The organism is Gilliamella sp. W8126 (assembly GCF_016102185.1).
In the GTDB taxonomy this organism is placed as follows: domain Bacteria; phylum Pseudomonadota; class Gammaproteobacteria; order Enterobacterales; family Orbaceae; genus Gilliamella; species Gilliamella apis_A.
Map to the genome: position 1 here is coordinate 616,623 of NZ_JACFPE010000001.1, position 19,349 is coordinate 635,971.

At 33.6% G+C, this 19,349-nt stretch carries 18 protein-coding genes; 11 read left to right on the forward strand and 7 right to left on the reverse strand.

The window, feature by feature from the left end; translation table 11 throughout:
* Positions 1 to 21: 21 nt before the first annotated feature.
* Entirely contained in the window at positions 22 to 1,614 is a 1,593-nt protein-coding gene (locus H3S74_RS02920; RefSeq protein ID WP_065651174.1) for an ABC-F family ATPase, read from the reverse strand.
* A 799-nt stretch (positions 1,615 to 2,413) separates the two neighbouring features.
* Here H3S74_RS02920 and H3S74_RS02925 point away from each other — a divergent pair.
* Together H3S74_RS02925 and H3S74_RS02930 are read left to right on the forward strand one after the other, a co-directional pair.
* On the forward strand, positions 2,414 to 3,100 hold the full coding sequence (locus tag H3S74_RS02925; protein ID WP_198221398.1) for a hypothetical protein: 687 nt from the start codon (positions 2,414 to 2,416) through the stop codon (positions 3,098 to 3,100).
* Between the two features lie 115 nt (positions 3,101 to 3,215).
* Positions 3,216 to 4,073 carry a carboxylate/amino acid/amine transporter gene (locus tag H3S74_RS02930; RefSeq protein WP_198221396.1) on the forward strand — a complete coding sequence of 286 codons (858 nt, stop codon included), beginning with the start codon at positions 3,216 to 3,218 and terminating at the stop codon, positions 4,071 to 4,073.
* A 7-nt stretch (positions 4,074 to 4,080) separates the two neighbouring features.
* On the opposite strand, the gene H3S74_RS02935 is transcribed toward H3S74_RS02930, so the two are convergent.
* Positions 4,081 to 5,040, reverse strand: coding sequence for an AEC family transporter (locus H3S74_RS02935; protein WP_198221394.1), 960 nt, complete (start codon positions 5,038 to 5,040; stop codon positions 4,081 to 4,083).
* A 14-nt stretch (positions 5,041 to 5,054) separates the two neighbouring features.
* Entirely contained in the window at positions 5,055 to 5,828 is a 774-nt protein-coding gene (gene yaaA, locus H3S74_RS02940; RefSeq protein ID WP_198221392.1) for a peroxide stress protein YaaA, read from the reverse strand.
* A gap of 76 nt (positions 5,829 to 5,904) precedes the next feature.
* Between yaaA and H3S74_RS02945 the strand changes: the two genes are divergently transcribed.
* The 3 genes from H3S74_RS02945 to rnz all read left to right on the forward strand — a co-directional run bounded on the left by H3S74_RS02945 (position 5,905) and on the right by rnz (position 7,738).
* The gene (locus H3S74_RS02945) at positions 5,905 to 6,132 is read left to right on the forward strand and encodes a YccJ family protein (protein WP_086364319.1); all 228 of its coding nucleotides are present in this window, start codon (positions 5,905 to 5,907) and stop codon (positions 6,130 to 6,132) included.
* A 61-nt stretch (positions 6,133 to 6,193) separates the two neighbouring features.
* Positions 6,194 to 6,622, forward strand: coding sequence for a lysozyme inhibitor LprI family protein (locus H3S74_RS02950; RefSeq protein ID WP_198247177.1), 429 nt, complete (start codon positions 6,194 to 6,196; stop codon positions 6,620 to 6,622).
* 198 nt (positions 6,623 to 6,820) lie between these two features.
* Positions 6,821 to 7,738, forward strand: coding sequence for a ribonuclease Z (gene rnz / locus H3S74_RS02955; protein WP_198247178.1), 918 nt, complete (start codon positions 6,821 to 6,823; stop codon positions 7,736 to 7,738).
* Positions 7,739 to 7,985: 247 nt separating this feature from the next.
* Here rnz and H3S74_RS02960 read toward each other — a convergent pair whose 3' ends face one another.
* A complete protein-coding gene (locus H3S74_RS02960) occupies positions 7,986 to 8,546 on the reverse strand; it encodes an NAD(P)H-dependent oxidoreductase (RefSeq protein ID WP_198199816.1) in 561 nt (186 codons plus the stop codon).
* Positions 8,547 to 8,658: 112 nt separating this feature from the next.
* On the opposite strand from H3S74_RS02960, the gene H3S74_RS02965 reads away from it, so the two are divergent.
* On the forward strand, positions 8,659 to 9,006 hold the full coding sequence (locus tag H3S74_RS02965) for a helix-turn-helix domain-containing protein (RefSeq protein WP_086364449.1): 348 nt from the start codon (positions 8,659 to 8,661) through the stop codon (positions 9,004 to 9,006).
* Positions 9,007 to 9,293: 287 nt separating this feature from the next.
* Here H3S74_RS02965 and argE read toward each other — a convergent pair whose 3' ends face one another.
* Positions 9,294 to 10,451, reverse strand: coding sequence for an acetylornithine deacetylase (argE, locus tag H3S74_RS02970; protein WP_198247179.1), 1,158 nt, complete (start codon positions 10,449 to 10,451; stop codon positions 9,294 to 9,296).
* 258 nt (positions 10,452 to 10,709) lie between these two features.
* On the opposite strand from argE, the gene H3S74_RS02975 reads away from it, so the two are divergent.
* The 5 genes from H3S74_RS02975 to H3S74_RS02995 all read left to right on the forward strand — a co-directional run bounded on the left by H3S74_RS02975 (position 10,710) and on the right by H3S74_RS02995 (position 17,225).
* Complete coding sequence (locus H3S74_RS02975) at positions 10,710 to 11,333, forward strand: hypothetical protein (protein WP_198247180.1); 624 nt, start codon at positions 10,710 to 10,712, stop codon at positions 11,331 to 11,333.
* 370 nt (positions 11,334 to 11,703) lie between these two features.
* Positions 11,704 to 12,777, forward strand: a complete 1,074-nt coding sequence (locus H3S74_RS02980; protein WP_198247181.1) for an HlyD family secretion protein — start codon at positions 11,704 to 11,706, stop codon at positions 12,775 to 12,777.
* Positions 12,778 to 12,790: 13 nt separating this feature from the next.
* Complete coding sequence (gene rbbA, locus H3S74_RS02985; RefSeq protein WP_198247182.1) at positions 12,791 to 15,592, forward strand: ribosome-associated ATPase/putative transporter RbbA; 2,802 nt, start codon at positions 12,791 to 12,793, stop codon at positions 15,590 to 15,592.
* Between the two features lie 5 nt (positions 15,593 to 15,597).
* On the forward strand, positions 15,598 to 16,728 hold the full coding sequence (locus tag H3S74_RS02990; protein ID WP_110447903.1) for an ABC transporter permease: 1,131 nt from the start codon (positions 15,598 to 15,600) through the stop codon (positions 16,726 to 16,728).
* 71 nt (positions 16,729 to 16,799) lie between these two features.
* The gene (locus tag H3S74_RS02995) at positions 16,800 to 17,225 is read left to right on the forward strand and encodes a hypothetical protein (RefSeq protein ID WP_110447902.1); all 426 of its coding nucleotides are present in this window, start codon (positions 16,800 to 16,802) and stop codon (positions 17,223 to 17,225) included.
* Between the two features lie 28 nt (positions 17,226 to 17,253).
* On the opposite strand, the gene H3S74_RS03000 is transcribed toward H3S74_RS02995, so the two are convergent.
* Together H3S74_RS03000 and H3S74_RS03005 are read right to left on the reverse strand one after the other, a co-directional pair.
* The gene (locus H3S74_RS03000; RefSeq protein ID WP_198247183.1) at positions 17,254 to 18,519 is read right to left on the reverse strand and encodes a Y-family DNA polymerase; all 1,266 of its coding nucleotides are present in this window, start codon (positions 18,517 to 18,519) and stop codon (positions 17,254 to 17,256) included.
* Positions 18,519 to 18,962 (reverse strand): LexA family transcriptional regulator, encoded by a 444-nt coding sequence (locus H3S74_RS03005; protein WP_173795320.1) that lies wholly within the window; start codon positions 18,960 to 18,962, stop codon positions 18,519 to 18,521. The genes H3S74_RS03000 and H3S74_RS03005 overlap by 1 nt, the downstream gene beginning before the upstream one ends.
* Between the last annotated feature and the right edge of the window lie 387 nt (positions 18,963 to 19,349).

Consider the following 19,349-nt stretch of genomic DNA (forward strand, 5'->3'; position numbering starts at 1 on the left):
TTATTGATGTTCTATGTTGCTTTATTCGATGCCTTGACTTCGCAAGTAATCTTCATAATTACCTGTATAATCAATCACTTTTTCTGGCGTGATTTCAATAATACGGCTAGCCAGTGAGCTGACAAATTCGCGATCATGCGATACAAAAAATAACGTTCCTTGATAAAGCTCTAATGCCATATTTAATGATTCGATCGATTCCATATCAAGGTGATTAGTCGGTTCATCCATGACAATGATATTTGGTCGTTGCATCATCAATTTGCCAAACAGCATACGGCCTTTTTCACCACCAGATAGAACTTTAACTTGCTTTTTAATATCATCTTGGGAGAACAATAATCGACCTAAAATACTACGTACCGCTTGTTCATCATCATTAGGTTGTTTCCATTGACTCATCCATTCAAATACAGTTAAGTCCTGTTCAAACTCATATTCATGATCTTGCGCATAATAACCAATATTGGCATTTTCTGACCATTTAATATCACCTTGTTCTGGTGTTAATTCATTCATCAAGGTTTTAAGTAGGGTAGTTTTACCGATACCGTTAGTCCCTAAAATTGCTACTTTTTCGCCAACTTCGACCATGAGATTAAGATTTTTAAATAAAGGACCATTGTCGAAACCTTTAGTGAGGTTTTCTACCACTAGTGCATTACGAAATAGTTTTTTATCTTGCTCAAAGCGAATAAATGGGTTTTGTCGGCTGGATGCCTTGACTTCTTCCAATTTTATTTTTTCAATTTGTCTCGCTCGTGATGTTGCTTGTTTTGATTTAGCGGCATTAGCGCTAAAGCGACTGACGAAGGATTGTAATTCACTTATTTGTGCTTTCTTTTTCGCATTATCAGCTAATAAACGTTCTCTTGCTTGAGTAGCGGCAGTCATATAATCATCATAATTGCCAGGGTAAATACGAAGTTCACCATAATCCATATCGGCCATATGGGTACAGACCATGTTAAGAAAATGGCGATCATGGGATATGATGATCATTGTACTTTCACGTTCATTTAATGTATCTTCTAACCAACGGATAGTATCAATATCTAAGTTATTGGTTGGTTCGTCGAGTAATAAAATATCTGGATTTGAAAATAGCGCTTGGGCTAATAATACCCGTAGTTTCCAACCTGGAGCAATTTCGCTCATTAGACCATAATGTTGTTCGATAGGAATACCAACTCCAAGCAATAATTCACCAGCTCTCGCCTCCGCACTATAACCATCCATTTCGGCATATTGGGTCTCTAAATCAGCGACTTTAAAACCGTCTTCCTCACTCATTTCTGCTAACGAGTAAATGCGATCACGTTCTTGCTTGATTTGCCATAATTCTGTATGTCCCATAATTACGGTATCGAGAACAGTAAACTCCTCGAAAGCAAATTGATCTTGGCGTAATTTACCCAATCTTTCATGTGGATCAAGCGATACATTGCCTGAAGTTGGCACTAAATCGCCACCAATAATTTTCATAAAGGTGGATTTACCACTCCCATTAGCACCAATTAATCCATAACGATTACCATTACCAAATTTGACAGAAATATTTTCAAATAGTGGCTTACTGCCGAATTGCATTGTGATATTGCTTGTTGTTAACACTGATAATTACTCTCGAATTGACAAAAGGAGGCAGTTATATATAACAAAAATACATATAACACCATTAAAATAAATTTCTTTATATTATGGCATATTTAACACTTTTTGAATAATTCGGTTTTATCTCTATGAATTTACTAATGATTTTCATGTTTGTTATTTTTTAACAAACAAAAATTTTGTTAAAAGTAATATATAAAAACCTTAATGAGAAAAAGTGGTTTAGAAAATATTATATTAGTCTTAAGCAGTGAAAGTGAGAGATAACAATAGCTGTATCTCCAACTCAAAGAATATTGAAAATATTCCCAATATACTTCTATAACTTAGAAATCATCATCACAATAAGATTTTTTGATTTTATTAGCAAAAATATTTAAAAATTAAGTCATAAGTATTGTTAATACTTAATCTAAATTTAATTGAAAATGTGCAATTAACTTTATGTTTTATAGAGTAATTCATATCATATCAATTGATGCTCGCTGTTGTATTTCAGCGTCGAAGTAATCATTATTCGATTATTATTTAATTGGGTAACTATATTTGTCATAGTAAATGAGCAAGCCATCGATAAAAACAAAAATGCTGCTATCATTTTCTAATCAAAACTTAAACATTGGTAAATTATAATAAAATTCTATCTTGTTGTTTCAATTAGAATAATAGTATCATTAATACGTTTTAATTGTAGAATTGGCGGAATTGCAATAAAAGGCTTGATTTGTTATCGCTCATAAATCAAGCCTTGTATGATATCAATATGAATAAAAAGGATTTCGAATAATAGGGACAATATATGAAATATTTTTGGTTATCGATAATGTTTTTTTATCTAAGCTGGATTAGTTGTTGTAAAGCAACAAATTTCAAAGATTTAACATCTTGGCAGTATTACGATCAGGAAATTCCGATACAATCTACTGAGGGAGAGTTGTGGGTATTTGATGATAATCGAATTAAATGTGATTGGTTCCCTGATATAGAAGAATTTAATTGTAATTTACTTTTTTTAAAATCAAATAAAAAATTTGATTTTTCTATACCACTCGGTAGTTTCATTGACAGTACTTCATTTAATGGATATTTGTACAAAAGTTCTGCAAATAATTTATTTAACGTGTTTCTTATTGAGGGCGAGTCTGAACGTGGTACAGTTGGTTACTATGTTTTAATCTTTGATAAAACTAAATTGGTTAATCATTTCTACCTTGATTATGGCAGAGCCGGTATCTATTCGTTTGACCAAGCTAAACAATTATTACAAGATAATGCTACAGATAATAAAGAGTTACCAGAATTGAATATCGATAATGCTGAAAATTTTGATGAAATTTATATCAATCCAAAATATTTTATTTCAATTTATAGAAAAAATAATAAGTTTTTATTTAAGATTGCTAGAAATTATATGTGGAATCCTGACGATATTCCAATAACGGATGAAAATAAATATATCTATATTGAAAAAACAATCAATGAATAATTGGAGTAAGAAATAATTATTGTCATGGTTGTAATCAATTAGTGCATCAAAATGTTTACAACCGATATATGAATTGTTACCATGCCTGACTTTTTATTTTCGGTACAAATTTGCTATGTATTACCTTATTTTTGTCACTATTGTTTGGTCGTTTTCATTTAGTTTTATTGCGGTTTATTTAAGTGGTCAAGTTGATACTTGGTTTGCGGTAGTCATGCGCGTTTTGCTGGCTTTTATTACCTTTATTCCTTTTTTACGTTTTAAAAATGTCTCTGTAAAGCAGATGTTGCTTTTGATGGGAGTAGGTGCATGCCAATTAGGAATTATGTACTTCTTTTATTACAACTCATTTCAATATATTTCGGTGCCAGAGGTTCTATTATTTACCATTTCAACGCCAATTTATGTCACCATCATCTATGATTTACTGCAAGGGCATCGACTAAGACTTAATTATTTATTAACGGCCATTATAGCGGTAATTGGTGCGGCAATTATCCGTTATGATCACATCAGTCGTGATTTTATCATTGGCTTTTTATTAATTCAGGGGGCCAATATCGTCTTTGCTTTAGGGCAAGTCGGCTATAAACGTATTATGGAACTCTATCCATTACCGCAACATCAAGCTTTTGCTTGGGTCTATTTTGGGGCAATAGTTGTAGCAACTATTGGTTGGTTATTATTTGGTAATGCTGACAAACTGCCTACCACTCAATTACAGTGGGGGATTATTATTTGGTTAGGTGTTGTGGCTTCGGGATTATGTTATTTTTTATGGAATTTAGGTGCGACTAAAGTCGATTCTGGTACATTGGCGATTATGAATAATTTGGTTATTCCGGCTGGTATTTTAGTTAATGTTGTTATTTGGCACCAATCAATAGATTGGGGGCGATTCACTGTTGGTAGTGCAGTTATTGTTTTTGCTTTGATTTTACACCACAAATTCATAAATTTTGCGGTGAAATAAGTTAATCTTAAGCAAAAGGTAACTGTAACATTATTGATAGAATTAACGGTGTTGTTATCGATGACAATGCCGTTGATATCAATAAGCTAGATGCGATAGGTCCTTGTAAAACCTCAAACTGTCTTGCCATCATATAGCAATTTATGGCTATTGATACGGAACTTAATAATACGATAACTTGTAGCTCTAAAACAGGTAATCCTAATAATTTACCTAGTATATAGGTCACAATTGGTAACACAAACAATTTGATAATACAGATTGCTATAGTGATATGTAAATCATTACGAATTTTATATTCAGCCAGCCCCATCCCTAATACGATTAATGATAGCGGTGCGGTCATATCACTGACCATTTGGGTCGATTTTTCGATAAATATAGGTAAAGGTATACCAGAGTAATTAACGGCTATACCGACAAATATGCCGATGATGATTGGATTTTTCGATACATTTTTAAAGGCTTTGATAAACCCTTTGCTTGATAGTTTACCCATTTGCACAAATTCAATGGATACTGTTGCTAAAGTCCATAAAATTAAAGCATTAAATATTACGATAATGGCGACTATAGGAATCGCTTTTTCACCCAATAACATATTAATAATTGGAATACCAACAAATACCGTATTTGTGTAAATTCCACCCATAGCAAACATGGTACTTTCAGAACCATTAAGTTTAAAAAATTTAACCGCAATAAAGCAACTCAAGGCAAAAACAATAAATGAGCCACCAAAAAATACTAATAAAAGATTAATATCGATTTCTGAATGTTCAGAAAAGTGGCTCATAATTTGAAAGAGCATAATTGGGAAAGCAATATAGAAAGTGAATTTAGTGACACTATCGGTTACCGTTTTTTGCCAACGGCCCATTTTTACAGCAATATAACCTAACAAAATTAAGATAAATAAAGGTAAGGTCGTTAAAAACTGCTGCCATAATGTGATTAAAAATTCCATCTTAATATATCTTTCTATGCATGTTTTCTGGTGAAGTACCATTCTAATTCAGTTGAGCGATTAGAATCAAATTGGTAGCCATCTAAATTAAAACTTTTAATATCATTACAATTATTAATGTTATTTTTTATAATAAATCGGCTCATTAATCCGCGCGCTTTTTTAGCGTAAAAGCTGATCACTTTATAATCATCTTTGCTTTTATCTAAAAATATCGGTTGAATAATTTTGCCATTTAGGTGTTTAACTTGAATCGCTTTAAAATATTCATTAGAGGCTAAGTTAATTAAGGTTGGTTGAGATGATTTTGCTAACTCTTCGTTGAGTTTATCGGTTAAGCTTTCTCCCCAAAATTGGTAAAGATTAGTCTTGTCACCATTTTTTAACCGGATACCCATTTCTAAACGGTAAGGTTGAATTAAATCAAGTGGTTTTAATAAACCATATAATCCAGACAGAATACGTAAATGCGATTGCGCAAATTGCAAGTCACTAGCAGTAAAATCTTCAACATGTAGACCTTCGTATACATCGCCTTTAAACGCTAGGATCGCTTGTCTGGCATTTTGTAAATTAAAATCAGGATGCCAATTCTGGAATCTTTCATAATTAACTGCCGCAAGTTTGGGGCTGATAGACATTAATTTAGCTAAATTATCGCTAGTTAGCTTTTTACAAACAGCAATAAGTTGTTTTGTTGCCTCTAAACAGTCAGGTAGGGTATGGGTTGTAGTGATTAATGGACTTTGATAGTCAAGGGTTTTGGCTGGAGAGATGATAGTTAGCATAAAAAGTGTTACCTATTGTGTTTTGTGCGAATTGGGTATATTTTACCTGTAATCTTAGCAAATAAGGAGAATAAATATGAATAGTACCAAAAAAGAAATACATGATATTCGATCTTGGGCAAATATTCGTGAAACTTCTATTGAAATTGCCGAGGCTATTTTTGAACTCGCTAATGATGATGAAAAATTAGCAGAACAAATTTGGGAAGAAGGTAGCGATGAAGTGTTACAACGCGCTTTCGCTAAAACTAAAGCTGATAAGCTCTTTTGGGGTGAACAGACCATTGAACGTAAAAACGTATAATATGTATTATAAATCAATTGGTTAAATATGTTTGACCTTATCAAAAGGATTTTAAAATTTTATGAAAATAATGAAATTAATGACTATATTTATTATTTTTATGCCACTAGTGGTTTTTGCTAATTCAAAATATGCTGATTTAAATCAATACGAATTGCGCATCTACTGTAGTGGCGAGCCTTCAGAAAGAGCCATGACTGAATGTTTAGAAAAAATTTTTTATATTAGTCAAGCTGAGTTAGATAAATCGCAAAAGAACTTTTTCAATGAACTTGATAATTGGTGGGAAGATAAAGAATACATCGTAATTGCTAAAACAAGATTGGAAAAATCTAACCAAGAATTTATTAAATATCGCACTCTGCAGTGTGATTTTGCACGTTCGTTAGGTGGTGGAGCAATTGATAATGCGCTAGATATGATGAAATTTTCTTGCCTTGCTGAACTAAATTTTCAACGAGCAAAACAACTAGATCTTTATCTTAAATAAAGTACAAGATGAAATCTTTATTTAAATTATTGTACTGATTTGTGTGATATAACCATTTTGGTTTTAACGTTCTGTTATAAATGAATTAATTTTTATAGTTACTATTATAATAATTTTTCTATTTCTTATAGCAAAATAACATTATCAATAGTTATTCTCAGTATATAATAAAATTTTAAATGACAATTTGATCTTGATATGAAATTAACTTTTTTAGGGACAAGTGCCGGTTCACCAACCGCTGAACGTAATGTAAGTAGTGTTATGCTTGATCTCCGACAAGAACGAGGGCGATTATGGCTGTTTGATAGTGGTGAAGCAACGCAGATGCAAATGCAAAAGGCCAATTTTAGTTTAGCTAAATTGGAGATGATATTTTTGACTCATTTGCATGGTGATCATCTATTTGGTTTACCGGGTGTGTTAACCACTCGTTCATTAATGCAAAAGCAATCGGCATTAACGTTAGTTGGACCTAAAGGTATTAAACAATTTATTCAAACAGTGATTGAAATTAGTTCTTCATGGCTTACTTACCCTTTAAATATTATTGAACTTGAACAAGATAGCTTAGTATTTGAAGATAATAAATTTCGCGTTGAAGCTAAATTATTGCAACATCGAGTCCCTTGTTTTGGTTATCGTATTGTTGAAAAGGATTTGCCTCCAAGCTTAGATATTGACAAATTGCAGCAAGATAATATTAATCCTGGTGTACACTACGCCGTTTTAAAAGAAGGGTTAACTGTTACTTTAGAAGATGGTAGAACGATTGATGGTAAGGATTATCAGGGCGATATTAAACGAGGCAAAAAAGTAGCTATATTGGGTGATACCATTCCTTGTCAAGCATCCATTGATTTAGCCGAAAACGTTGATTTATTAGTGCATGAGGCCACTCAAGAGCAAGCTTTTGAGGCAAAAGCCATTGAACGTGGGCACTCAACGACAATACATGCCGCCAACATTGCTAAGCAAGCTAAGGCTAAAAGGTTAATCATAACGCATATTAGCCCTAGATATAGTATACAAGATAATCAAAAACTGGTTAATGAAGCAAGGAGCGTCTTTGTTAATACTGAAATTGCCACTGATTTTGCCTCTTTTCAAGTTTAATCAATTACGCCGACATTGTCGGCTATTACTAATCAAACTAATCAAAATTAAAACTATAACAATAATTAAAACATGACTTTTCTTATATATTTTTACTATATCGAGATGACCATATTTGTAAAAAATATTGAGAAGTCTATACCATCTTATTTTTGCTTATCTGAACTTAATTCCTTAGGACTAATTTGGTTATTAAACGGCCTTAATAAAATTATTTTATTTGTGATTTTGATAATAATTATGTCATTTAGATTAATATTCCTAATTTTTTCATCCAATTAACATAATCATCTGCACTTTTATTTACCTCATTCAAGGTAATTTTATCTGGGTAGTCTGGTTCATTGTTTGCGCCATAAAGTGCAAACATAGGCTGATAATCAGCATGAACGTAATTCATTGTTAATTCGAAAGGTTTTAATATTTCCTCAAGCGTATATTGATATTGTCCTGTGCAGGAATAATCTGTTTTCTTAATACCAGCTGAAACCGCTAAAGCCACTTTTTTGTTATTTAATTTATCGCCTAAAGAACCGAAAGCCCAACCATAAGTAAAAACGTCGTCAAACCATTGTTTTAACAGTGGTGGACAATTAAACCAATATATTGGGAACTGAATGACTAAATTCTGATGGTTTTCAATTAAATTTTGTTCAAATTTAACGTCTATTTGTTGGGTTGGATAGCATGAATATATATCATGTATGGTTAGTTGTTCATAGTATTGATTTAATTTATTAAGCCAGCATCGATTAACACTTGATGATGATAAATTTGGATGGGCTACAATCACTAAAGTTCGTTTCATTCTCAATATTCCTTTTTGTTGTGATAAATCATCTTGTCATAGTAATATTGATACAATTATTTTTGAAGTACGGTAATTGTTGTTATGTACTATCTTTAAGGAGAGTGTAAATATGGAAAAGCATCATTGTGCAGAAGATAATTTCGAGAATAGTGGATTTAATTACACGCTCTCGATGATCAGAGGAAAATATAAGATTATTATTCTTTATTGGTTAAATGAAAATCAACCATCTATGCGCTTTAATGAACTAAAACGTAGCATTAAAGAAATTTCCTTTAAAACATTGAGTAATACTTTAAAAGAAATGGAGAGAGATAAATTAATTTTTAGAAAAGAATACCCGCAAATTCCACCAAAAGTTGAATATGGACTATTAGAGCGGGGTAAAACACTAGTGCCTGTATTAGATATGCTTTGCCAATGGGGAAATATGCATAAAGATGATAGCTTGGATTAATTTAGAAGCTAATTTTTGTAAAAAATATTGAGAAGTGTATACCGTCTTAAAATGAAAATGATTCATTAATATCATTTAGTATCACTATTTACAGAAAAATTTTATTGATGATTGTAGTGGTTAGATAACTTTATAAATAAATTTTATTAAGTGATAAATGTAGGATGAAAAAGTAAGTTTTTGTAAAAAATATTGAGGAGTGTATACCGTCTTAATTTAAAAGTAATGAACTATTTACTCTAATAGCATTAAGCTGATTCGCCGACTTTGCCGGCGAATATATTGATTTATAAGCAAAAATCTTTAATTAAATTTTCAATGGTTAATTTGGTCGGTTTTAAGAAATCCATAGAGATAAATTCATCTGGTTGATGAGCTTGCTCAATTGAGCCTGGCCCTAACACAATAGTTGGGGCGATTTGATTTAAATATGGCGCTTCAGTACTGTAGTTAACAGTTTGCGCGGTGTGACCAACCAGTTTTTCGATATGATTTAATGCTGGATGATCTTTTTTACATTCATAGCCCGGTATTGGTGATACCTCATATTCGATGGAAACTCGATTAGGATATTGGTCCATGACGGGTTGTAATGCTTCACAAAGGGCATTATAAAGTGAGTCAATATCGTTATCTGGTAATACCCGAATATCAATAATCAATTCACAACAGCCACAGATACGATTAGCTGCATCACCACCATGAATAACGCCAAGATTCATGGTTGGATAAGGTACGCTAAAACCATCATTGTGATATTGTTCTTTGAATTTTTGTTTCAAAATAAGTAATCTTTCAATCACTAAATGCATGATTTCGATAGCATTAATACCTTTGTCTGGATCACTTGAATGGCCTGACTTACCAATAACTTTAATTGAATTAGATATAAATCCTTTATGAGCACGAATAGGAATCAATGAGGTAGGTTCGCCGATAATCGTGCAGTCTGGTTGTAGTTGCGTTTGTTGGGCAAAAAATGAAGCGCCAGCCATTGATGTCTCTTCGTCTGCGGTGGCTAATACATAAATTGGTTTAGTTAATGTTTTAAGATCGATATCACGTAATGCATCTAATATAAATGCAAAAAATCCTTTCATATCTGCCGTGCCTAGCCCATAAAGCTTATTATTTTCTTCAGTTAACTTAAATGGATCTTTGCTCCATTGTCCATCATCAAAAGGCACTGTATCACTATGACCACTTAACAATAGGCCGCCTTGAGTTTTATTTTCACTATTAGAATAGGTGGCTAACATATTAAATTTATTACGAGTATTTGGTACAAGTTGAATGTCAATTGTAAAACCTAAATCAGCAAACCATTGCGCTAATTTGTCAATTAGTGGCTTATTGGAATAATCTAATTTTTCATTGGTTACATTACTGATAGTTGGCGTGGATATTAATTCATTATAAATTGTCAAAAAAGAAGGAAGAGCCATAAAATCACCTTTATTAAATAAGTCCGCTGAGAAAAATATATTTAATTACTATATTTTCTTACAGCACTGCTAGCAATAGTTTGTTGCTATTTTGTTTGACGGTTATTGATTAGCAACTAATTGTTTAATCATTGAATATTTCGCTACTATTATAGTTAAAGATAGGCTAAATATTATTTGTTATTATTGATATAATAACTTATTTTAAAGCTACTCAAAGTAAAAATTTATTATCAATCACTAATAAGGAAATAGACAGTGAAGATTAAATCATTATGTTTTATTGGTTTACTCATGCCATTTTTCGCAAATGCGCAAAATCCATCATTTGATGAAGATTTTAGTCATTTATTAAAAAGCTTTACCCAATGTGATAAGACTTTTTTTTCGGATTTAAATCAAAAAAAATATCGTAATTATTTTCCAATCGTAAATTTACCAAATGGTTATAGCAAATTTGCCACTAAATCTATTAATCATCCCCAAAAAAATAGACTTACATTTGATCCACCGATTATCTTTAATGGTTTAAAAATCGAAAGTTTTGATCAGTCTCAATATATTAACGATGATCATCTAAAGTACTATTATTGGGGATTTAACACCGATAATACCTTTGAAGAGATTAAAAGTGCGTTACCATGGGTTGATTGGCAGATATCGGCCGATGGTACGCTTGATGTTGCCAATGCGTTATTTTATAAAGATGGTGTTTGGTCTGACAATAAACATGTATTAACCAATGACTCTCCAGTAAGAGGCACCGCTGAAAATTTATTGTTTCTTGAATATGATAGGTTTAGTGGCAAGGTCATGATTCAATGTACAGTTCAAGGTGATATTCCATTGAAAGAATTAAAACGGTTTAGACCGGATTTATGATCTTTTTCAAGATAATCGTTTAACATTTATAAGATAACTCCAAATTAATTTTATATTGATTTGGAGTTTAGTTTTTTTATTAACCTTATTCCATTGACTGAATCAATAAGATATTAAAATATTTTCAATTAAATTAATTAGATATTCATTTTTTTGCTTGTCTTTATAAATCATCATCTACGTTTATTGTGATCTATATTTAAAATTATAAATGACCTTTTTTAGCTTTTACTGCGTTTGTTTTGAGAGTTGATATTATTTATAAAATACATTTGCTATGATGATCATATTGAAAATAAATCGCTTCTAACGATTAAATTTTTCGTTAAGGTTTATTATAGATTTGTCACTTTAGAATAAGGTGTTATTCATGAAACAAATAAACAAAAAATGGATTGTTATTGCAGTTGTGGTTGTTGTTATTGGTTTTATTTTGTGGCAGCAATTTAAACCTGATGGCTATGGTGCCGATTTTACTAGTGGCAACGGACGTATTGAAGCTACTGAAATCAACATCTCTACTAAGCTAGCCGGTAGAATTGAAAAGATTAATGTTGAAGAAGGTGATTTTGTCGCTGCAGGTCAACCGCTAGTTATTATGCAAACTGATACGTTACAAGCGCAATTAAATGAAGCTCAAGCTCAACATCGACAAGCTATGAGTAATGAAGCGACATCAAAAGCACAAGTAGCTTTAAAAATGAGTGATAAAGTTGCAGCTTTAGCGGGTGTTACGCAAAGAGAAAGTGACTTAGATATAGCTAAAAAACATTTACAACGTACGACAGCGCTTTATCAAAAAGGAGCGATTTCAGTACAACAATTTGATGATGATACAGCTAAGGTAAATAGTGCCAAAGCGGCATTAGATTCAGCTAAATCACAAGTTACCGCTGCCGATGCCGCAATTGAAGCTGCTCAAGCAGGTGTAGAAAGTGCTAAATCAGCGATAAATGTAGCGTTAGCGAATATCAATAAAATTCAAGCTGATATTAATGATAGTACCTTAACTGCTCCTGTTGATGGACGTATTCAATATCGTATAGCCCAACCTGGTGAAGTTTTACCTTCAGGCGGAAAAGTATTAAATCTAGTCAATCTGTCAGATGTTTATTTGACTTTCTTTTTACCTGAAATGATTGCTGGAAAAGTAGGAATTGGTGATGAAGTAAGATTAGTGTTGGATGCTTTACCTGGTAAAGCTATTTCAGCCAAAATTTCATTTGTATCTAGTGTTGCACAATTCACGCCTAAAACTGTTGAAACCAAAGATGAACGTCAAAAATTGATGTTTAGAGTTAAAGCACAATTAAGCCCAGAATTGTTAAGGTGTTATATCACTCATGTTAAAACCGGTCTTCCAGGCGTTGCATGGGTTAGACTTGATCCTAATACGGAATGGCCTGCGGGTTTATCTGATGTTGCAAAATGCCAAACAAAATAATTGGAGATAGCATATGTCAGAATCGGATAAAAAGGATTTGACGTTACTTGCAGAAGGTAAAACCATTGAAGATGCAGTTGTTAATGTCAGTAATGTAACATTACATTATAAAAAAACTTGTGCACTCAATGATGTCAGTATTGCCATCCCACCAAGATGCATGGTGGGATTGATTGGTCCCGATGGGGTGGGTAAATCGAGTCTATTGTCTTTGATAGCTGGCGCGCATGTCATCCAAGAGGGATTAGTTTACGTATTAGATGGGGATATGAAAGATAAAACCCATCGTCAAAACGTATGTACCCGTATTGCTTATATGCCACAAGGATTAGGTAAAAATCTTTATCCAACACTGTCAGTCGAAGAAAATTTACAATTTTTTGCCCGTTTATTTGGTAATGATGCAGCTGAAAGACGGCGACGTATTGATGAGTTAACCAAAAGTACCGGCTTATATCCTTTCTTATCTCGGCCTGCAGGTCGTCTTTCTGGTGGGATGAAACAAAAGGTAAGTTTATGTTCGGCTTTAATTCATGACCCCGATTTACTTATTCTTGATGAACCAACAACCGGTGTTGATCCGCTTTCTCGTGCACAATTTTGGCAACTCATTAATAAAATCCGTGAGCAACGTCCACAAATGAGTGTCATTGTTGCTACCGCGTATATGGATGAGGCACAAAACTTTGATTGGTTAGTGGCAATGTATGGCGGTAAGATCCTCGAAACAGGTACACCACAAGCGTTGTTAGCCAAAACAGCAAAAGATAATTTAGATGATGCTTTTATTCAATTAATGCCTGAAGATGCTAGAGAAGGTTATCAGGCCGTTGAAATCCCTCCATTAGATTTAAATCAAGATTTAAAAGTAGCAATCGAAGCAAAAGGATTAACTAAGCAATTTGGCGATTTTATTGCGGTTGATCATGTTAATTTCTCCATAAAACAAGGTGAGATTTTTGGTTTTTTAGGATCAAATGGTTGCGGTAAATCAACCACCATGAAGATGTTAACTGGTCTATTACCAATTTCGTCAGGTGAAGCGTGGTTATTTGGTAAACCGGTTGATGCCAGTGATATTAATGTAAGACGCCATTTAGGTTATATGTCGCAGGCGTTCTCACTTTATAGTGAATTGACGGTTGAACAAAACCTCGTGTTACATGCTCGTCTATTTGGTATTGAAGAAAGTAAAATACCAGCACGAGTCGAGGAGTTAGTTAAGCGTTTTGGTCTGGAAAATGAATTAAAAAGTTTGCCAGATAGTCTACCGTTAGGCGTTAAGCAAAGACTTTCTTTATCGGTCGCTGTGGTTCACAATCCTGAAATACTTATTCTGGATGAACCTACTTCTGGTGTCGATCCGATTGCTCGTGATGACTTTTGGCGTTTAATTATTGAGCTTTCCCGAAAAGATAAAGTTACCGTATTTATCACTACTCATTTTATGAATGAAGCGGCACGTTGTGATAGGATTTCGTTAATGCATGCTGGTAAAGTTTTAGCCAGTGATACGCCAGATAATATCATTCATTCTAAAGATGCGAAAACCCTTGAAGAGGCTTTTATTCGATATTTAGTTGATGCAGGCGCTGATGATACGAGTAATGATGAAAAAGTTAGTGAAATGCCTAAAGCTGTAGCTAATGATAATGAGCAAGTTAAAATCAATGCGCATCATCTACAAGGATTTAGTCTAACTCGTTTGATTGGTTGTCTATGGCGTGAAACACTTGAGTTATCTCGTGATCCATTGCGCGCTTTATTGGCACTGTTAGGTTCAGCGATATTAATGTTGGTAATGGGTTATGGTATCACGATGGATGTTGAGGACTTAAATTTTGCAGTATTAGATCGTGATCAAACGATTACCAGCCAAAACTATATTACTAATTTATCTGGCTCTAAGCGTTATTTTATCGAGAAACCGCCAATTACTGATTATGATGATATGGACCATAGGATGAGAAGTAATGAGATAGCGTTGGCTATTGAAATGCCACCTAATTTTGGCCATGATATTCAACGCGGTGATCCAGTTAATATCGGTATCTGGATTGATGGGGCCATGCCATTACGTGCCGACACAATTAAAGGATATGTACAAGGTATGCACCTTGCGTGGTTAAGTGACAAAATAAAAACCACCACCGGTACCGCATCTAGCTCATTGGCAAATATTGAGACCCGTTATCGTTATAATCCAGATATTAAAAGTTTGCAAGCGATGGTGCCTGCGGTCATTCCTATTTTACTCTTAATGATTCCGTCAATGTTAGCGGCATTATCCGTAGTGCGTGAAAAAGAGATGGGATCAATAATTAACTTATATGTAACGCCTGTTACTCGAACTGAGTTTTTATTAGGTAAACAAGTTCCTTATATTGTTATTTCGATGCTTAGCTTCTTATTACTGCTACTTATGGCGGTTACGATATTTGGTGTACCGATAAAAGGAAGTTTGCTAACTTTATGTTTAGCTGGATTGGCTTATTGTATTATTGCGACAGGCTTTGGCTTACTTGCCTCAACCGTAACACGTAGTCAAATTGCGGTTATATTTTTGACATGTGTTGGTACTATGTTACCGGCGATACAATTTTCGGGGTTACTCAATCCAGTAGCATCATTAGAAGGGAGTGGGCGATATATTGGTGAAGTCTATCCAACTACCCATATGCTTATTATTGCTCGGGGTGTTTTCAATAAGGCATTAGGATTTTTTGATTTACATAACTCGATATTTACCTTACTGATTACTATTCCGATTATACTTGGTGCAAGTATATTCCTCCTCAAGAAACAAGAAGGATAGATATTATGCAAAGTTTTATTAATATTTATCGCTTAGGTATTAAAGAGTTATGGGGATTGATTCGTGATCCAATCATGTTATTGTTAATCGCCTACTGCTTTACGCTGGATATTTATACCGCAGCCACCGCAACTTCAGATTCACTTCATCATGCCTCAATTGCGGTGGTTGATGAAGACGATTCGCCTTTATCAAGGCAAATTATCGCAGCGCTTTATCCACCAATGTTTAATAAGCCAGTTAAATTAAATTCAATGGATGAAGTTGATCGTGGAATGGATACCGATAGTTATACTTTTGCATTAAATATACCACCTAATTTTCAACGCGATGTGTTAAATAACCAAAATCCAGAAATTCAACTTAATATTGATGCAACCCGAATGGGACAGGCTTTTGTAGGTAATGGTTATATTACGCAAATTGTTACCAGCGAAATAACTAAATACTTTAATCAAATTGATAAACCAACCAGTTTGCCGGTTAATATTGAGGTTCATGCGGCATTTAATCCTAATTTAACTCGTTCCTGGTTTGGCTCCGTCATGGAGATTATCAATATTGTTACCACATTGTCGATTATTTTAACCGGTGCGGCATTAATGAAAGAGCGTGAGCATGGTACTATCGATCACTTGCTGTCAATGCCTGTGACACCATTTCAAATCATGATTTCTAAAGTTTGGTCTATGGGGCTGGTGGTGCTTGTTTCAACGTGGGGGGCACTGTTAGTCGTTGTTCATGGTTGGTTAAATGTGCCAATTGAGGGCTCGATTACTTTATTTTTGATTGGTGCTGCTCTGCACTTATTCGTGACAACGTCACTCGGTATCTTTATGGCGACGGTGGCTAAATCAACCGCACAATTTGCGATGCTATTTATTTTGATTCTTCTACCGTTACAGATGCTTTCAGGTGGTAGTACGCCAAGAGAAAGTATGCCTGAAGTGGTGCAAAATATTATGTTATTTGCACCTACAACCCATTTTGTTGAATTAGGGCAGGCAATTTTATATCGAGGGGCTGGTTTAAGTGTGGTTTGGACCTCGTATGCGTGGCTATTAGGAATCGGTAGTGTGTTTTTCCTTATTGCGCTTAAACGTTTTCGTAGTTCAATTGTTAATATGGGCTCTTAACTTTATTAATAATAATGTGCAAAAATTAACTTTATTTGTACTTAACAATTTAAATTATTGAAGTTTTTTTTATGAAAAAGATTCATTTACAAAAATATATTATTGCAATTTTAACTGTTATTACTATTCCTTTTGCAATGGCCGAGTCTTCAGATAATGTTGATAGTAATACAACTGAAGCTATTCCCGTCTATGATTCAAGAACTGAATTTTTAGATATCAATAACAAGGCAACTGAATTTATTACCGCTTATAATAAAGCGCATCATACTAATTTACATATTGTCGAAGTAAATGGAAAAGATTATTTACCTCGTTGTCTTGTACCATTAAAAGCTGGTTGGAAGAAAGCAGAAGTTCATGGCGGTAAAATTCCTTTTCGATATGTTATTTCTATTTCTTGTGAAAAATCGAAGGATGATAGATATAGAAAAAAATGGGATATTGATGTGCATGTTCGCAATGAACAAGGTAATTCAATTCAATCAATTGATTAAATTATTATCTTAGCGGTTAATCCGTTATCTATTTTACAAAAGGTAACTCGTCCCAACGAGTCGTATACCGTTGGCTAAGTCGCTCTCGCTTGATTTGCCATGCTGCAGTTTGTCTGATACCACCTAAGTGAATAGTGTTTTTTCCCATTTTCTGATTAATGTCATCCATGGTTTTCATTAATTGTTCACTTTTGTGTTTTTCAGTTGCTGATGTTTCAGCGGTAAATAAATCCGATTGGCAATAATTATCTTTAGTTTTTAGATCAAGTAACATCACACCTGATTTCATAAATAAAAAACCTGGTTTATAAATGGATCGTAACCCTTTTTGAGCCGCATGAATAATTAATCTTGAATCATCGCTCGCCGATAGCAATGGCACCACAATTGACGGATTATATTGTACTAATTCAGGTCGAAATCGATTAGTTTTTAAAAATACCAGTACGGCATTAGCAACTGATTTTTGCTTTCTCAATTTTTCTGCGCCACGGCTTGCATGCACACGAATTGCTTCTTGTATATCAAATAGGTCATTGGTTAAATGACCAAAACTACGTGATGTCATAATATTTTTTTTAGCTGTATGCAGATCATCTAATTCAATACAATTTATACCACGTAGCTCAAGTACGGTACGTTCAAGGACAACTGAAAATGACTGCCTAATTTGTTTTAAATTTGTTTGATGTAAATCCCAAGCGGTATGAATACCTAGTTCTTTTAATCTTTGCGCAATTCGCCAACCAACGCCCCATATATCTGCAACTGAGAATTGCTTTAAGATAGTTATTTTTTCTTCCTGATTTGTCGGAAAATAATAAACACCCTGATGAATAGGGTATTTTTTGGCGATATGGTTAGCTAATTTTGCTAGCGTGCGAGTTGCGGCAATCCCGATACTGACAGGGATACCCGTATCTCGTTTTACTATTGCTTTTAAATTTTGACAATGATTTAAAGCATGGCTAAATCCGTTTAGATGAATGAAAGCCTCATCGATCGAATAGAGCTCGATATCCGCAGTATAATGGCGAACGGTATCAAATACTCGCTGACTCATATCACCATAAAGTTCATAATTAGAGCTTAATAAGGTAATTTTTTTTTGAATATGGGAGGGGATTTGATAGGCCGGCATGCCCATCGCGACTAACGGTTTGAGTTCATTAGAGCGAGCTATTACACAACCATCATTATTAGAAAGAATACCAATTGGTTTTCCTTCTAATTTGGGATTAAATACCCGTTCACAAGATGCGTAAAAATTATTACAATCAATTAAGCCAATCATCAGTGTCCCCGTTTACGTAGGGAATGAATGGTATGTATTACCACTCCCCAAATATGTACGTCTTTGCCCACTAATGAAATTGGAGGGTAAAGTTTATTGCCAGACAATAAATGATGTTCGCCATTGATAAAACTTAAACATTTACAGGTTAATTCACCATCCACAGCAGCAACAACAATATCATCTATTTTTGGTTGTAAAGATCGGTCGACAACAAGGAGATCACCACTATAAATGCCATAATCAATCATTGAGTCACCAATTGCTTTAATATAGTAAGTTGCACTAGGATGCTTCACTAAATGACTTGTTAGATCTAGTTTTGTTTCTAAATAATCATCAGCAGGAGATGGAAATCCAGCTCTTACTGGTGTATCAACTAAAGGTAAATAAGCAGTGAGCGAACTATTAGCTTGCCCAAGGACAACACAATATTTATTCAAGAAAAGACTCCGAAAAATTAATAAAAACGAATAGTGCCAGATGATTCGTATTAAAAATAATTATATGTATAAATATACAGTATAAAATACTTAATTCAATAAAAACGAGTGTAAAAAAATAAAAATAGATGATTAAAAAAAGATAATTTGTTACTTTACAACTGACTAAAATTTAATTAGCATACGCGCCATTATAAATAGCAAAGGAGATTTTTATTATGATTTGTTTAACAAACCTTTGCAGGTTGATCCGCCAATAATTAAGTAACTTTTTCTATTCTTACTTCAATTCACTTAGCTGATCTTTGCCTGCCAATTAATTTATACCCATTGTTTAAAGATAACTTGATATCGTTCAAGTAAAACCAATTATTGATAAATCGTATT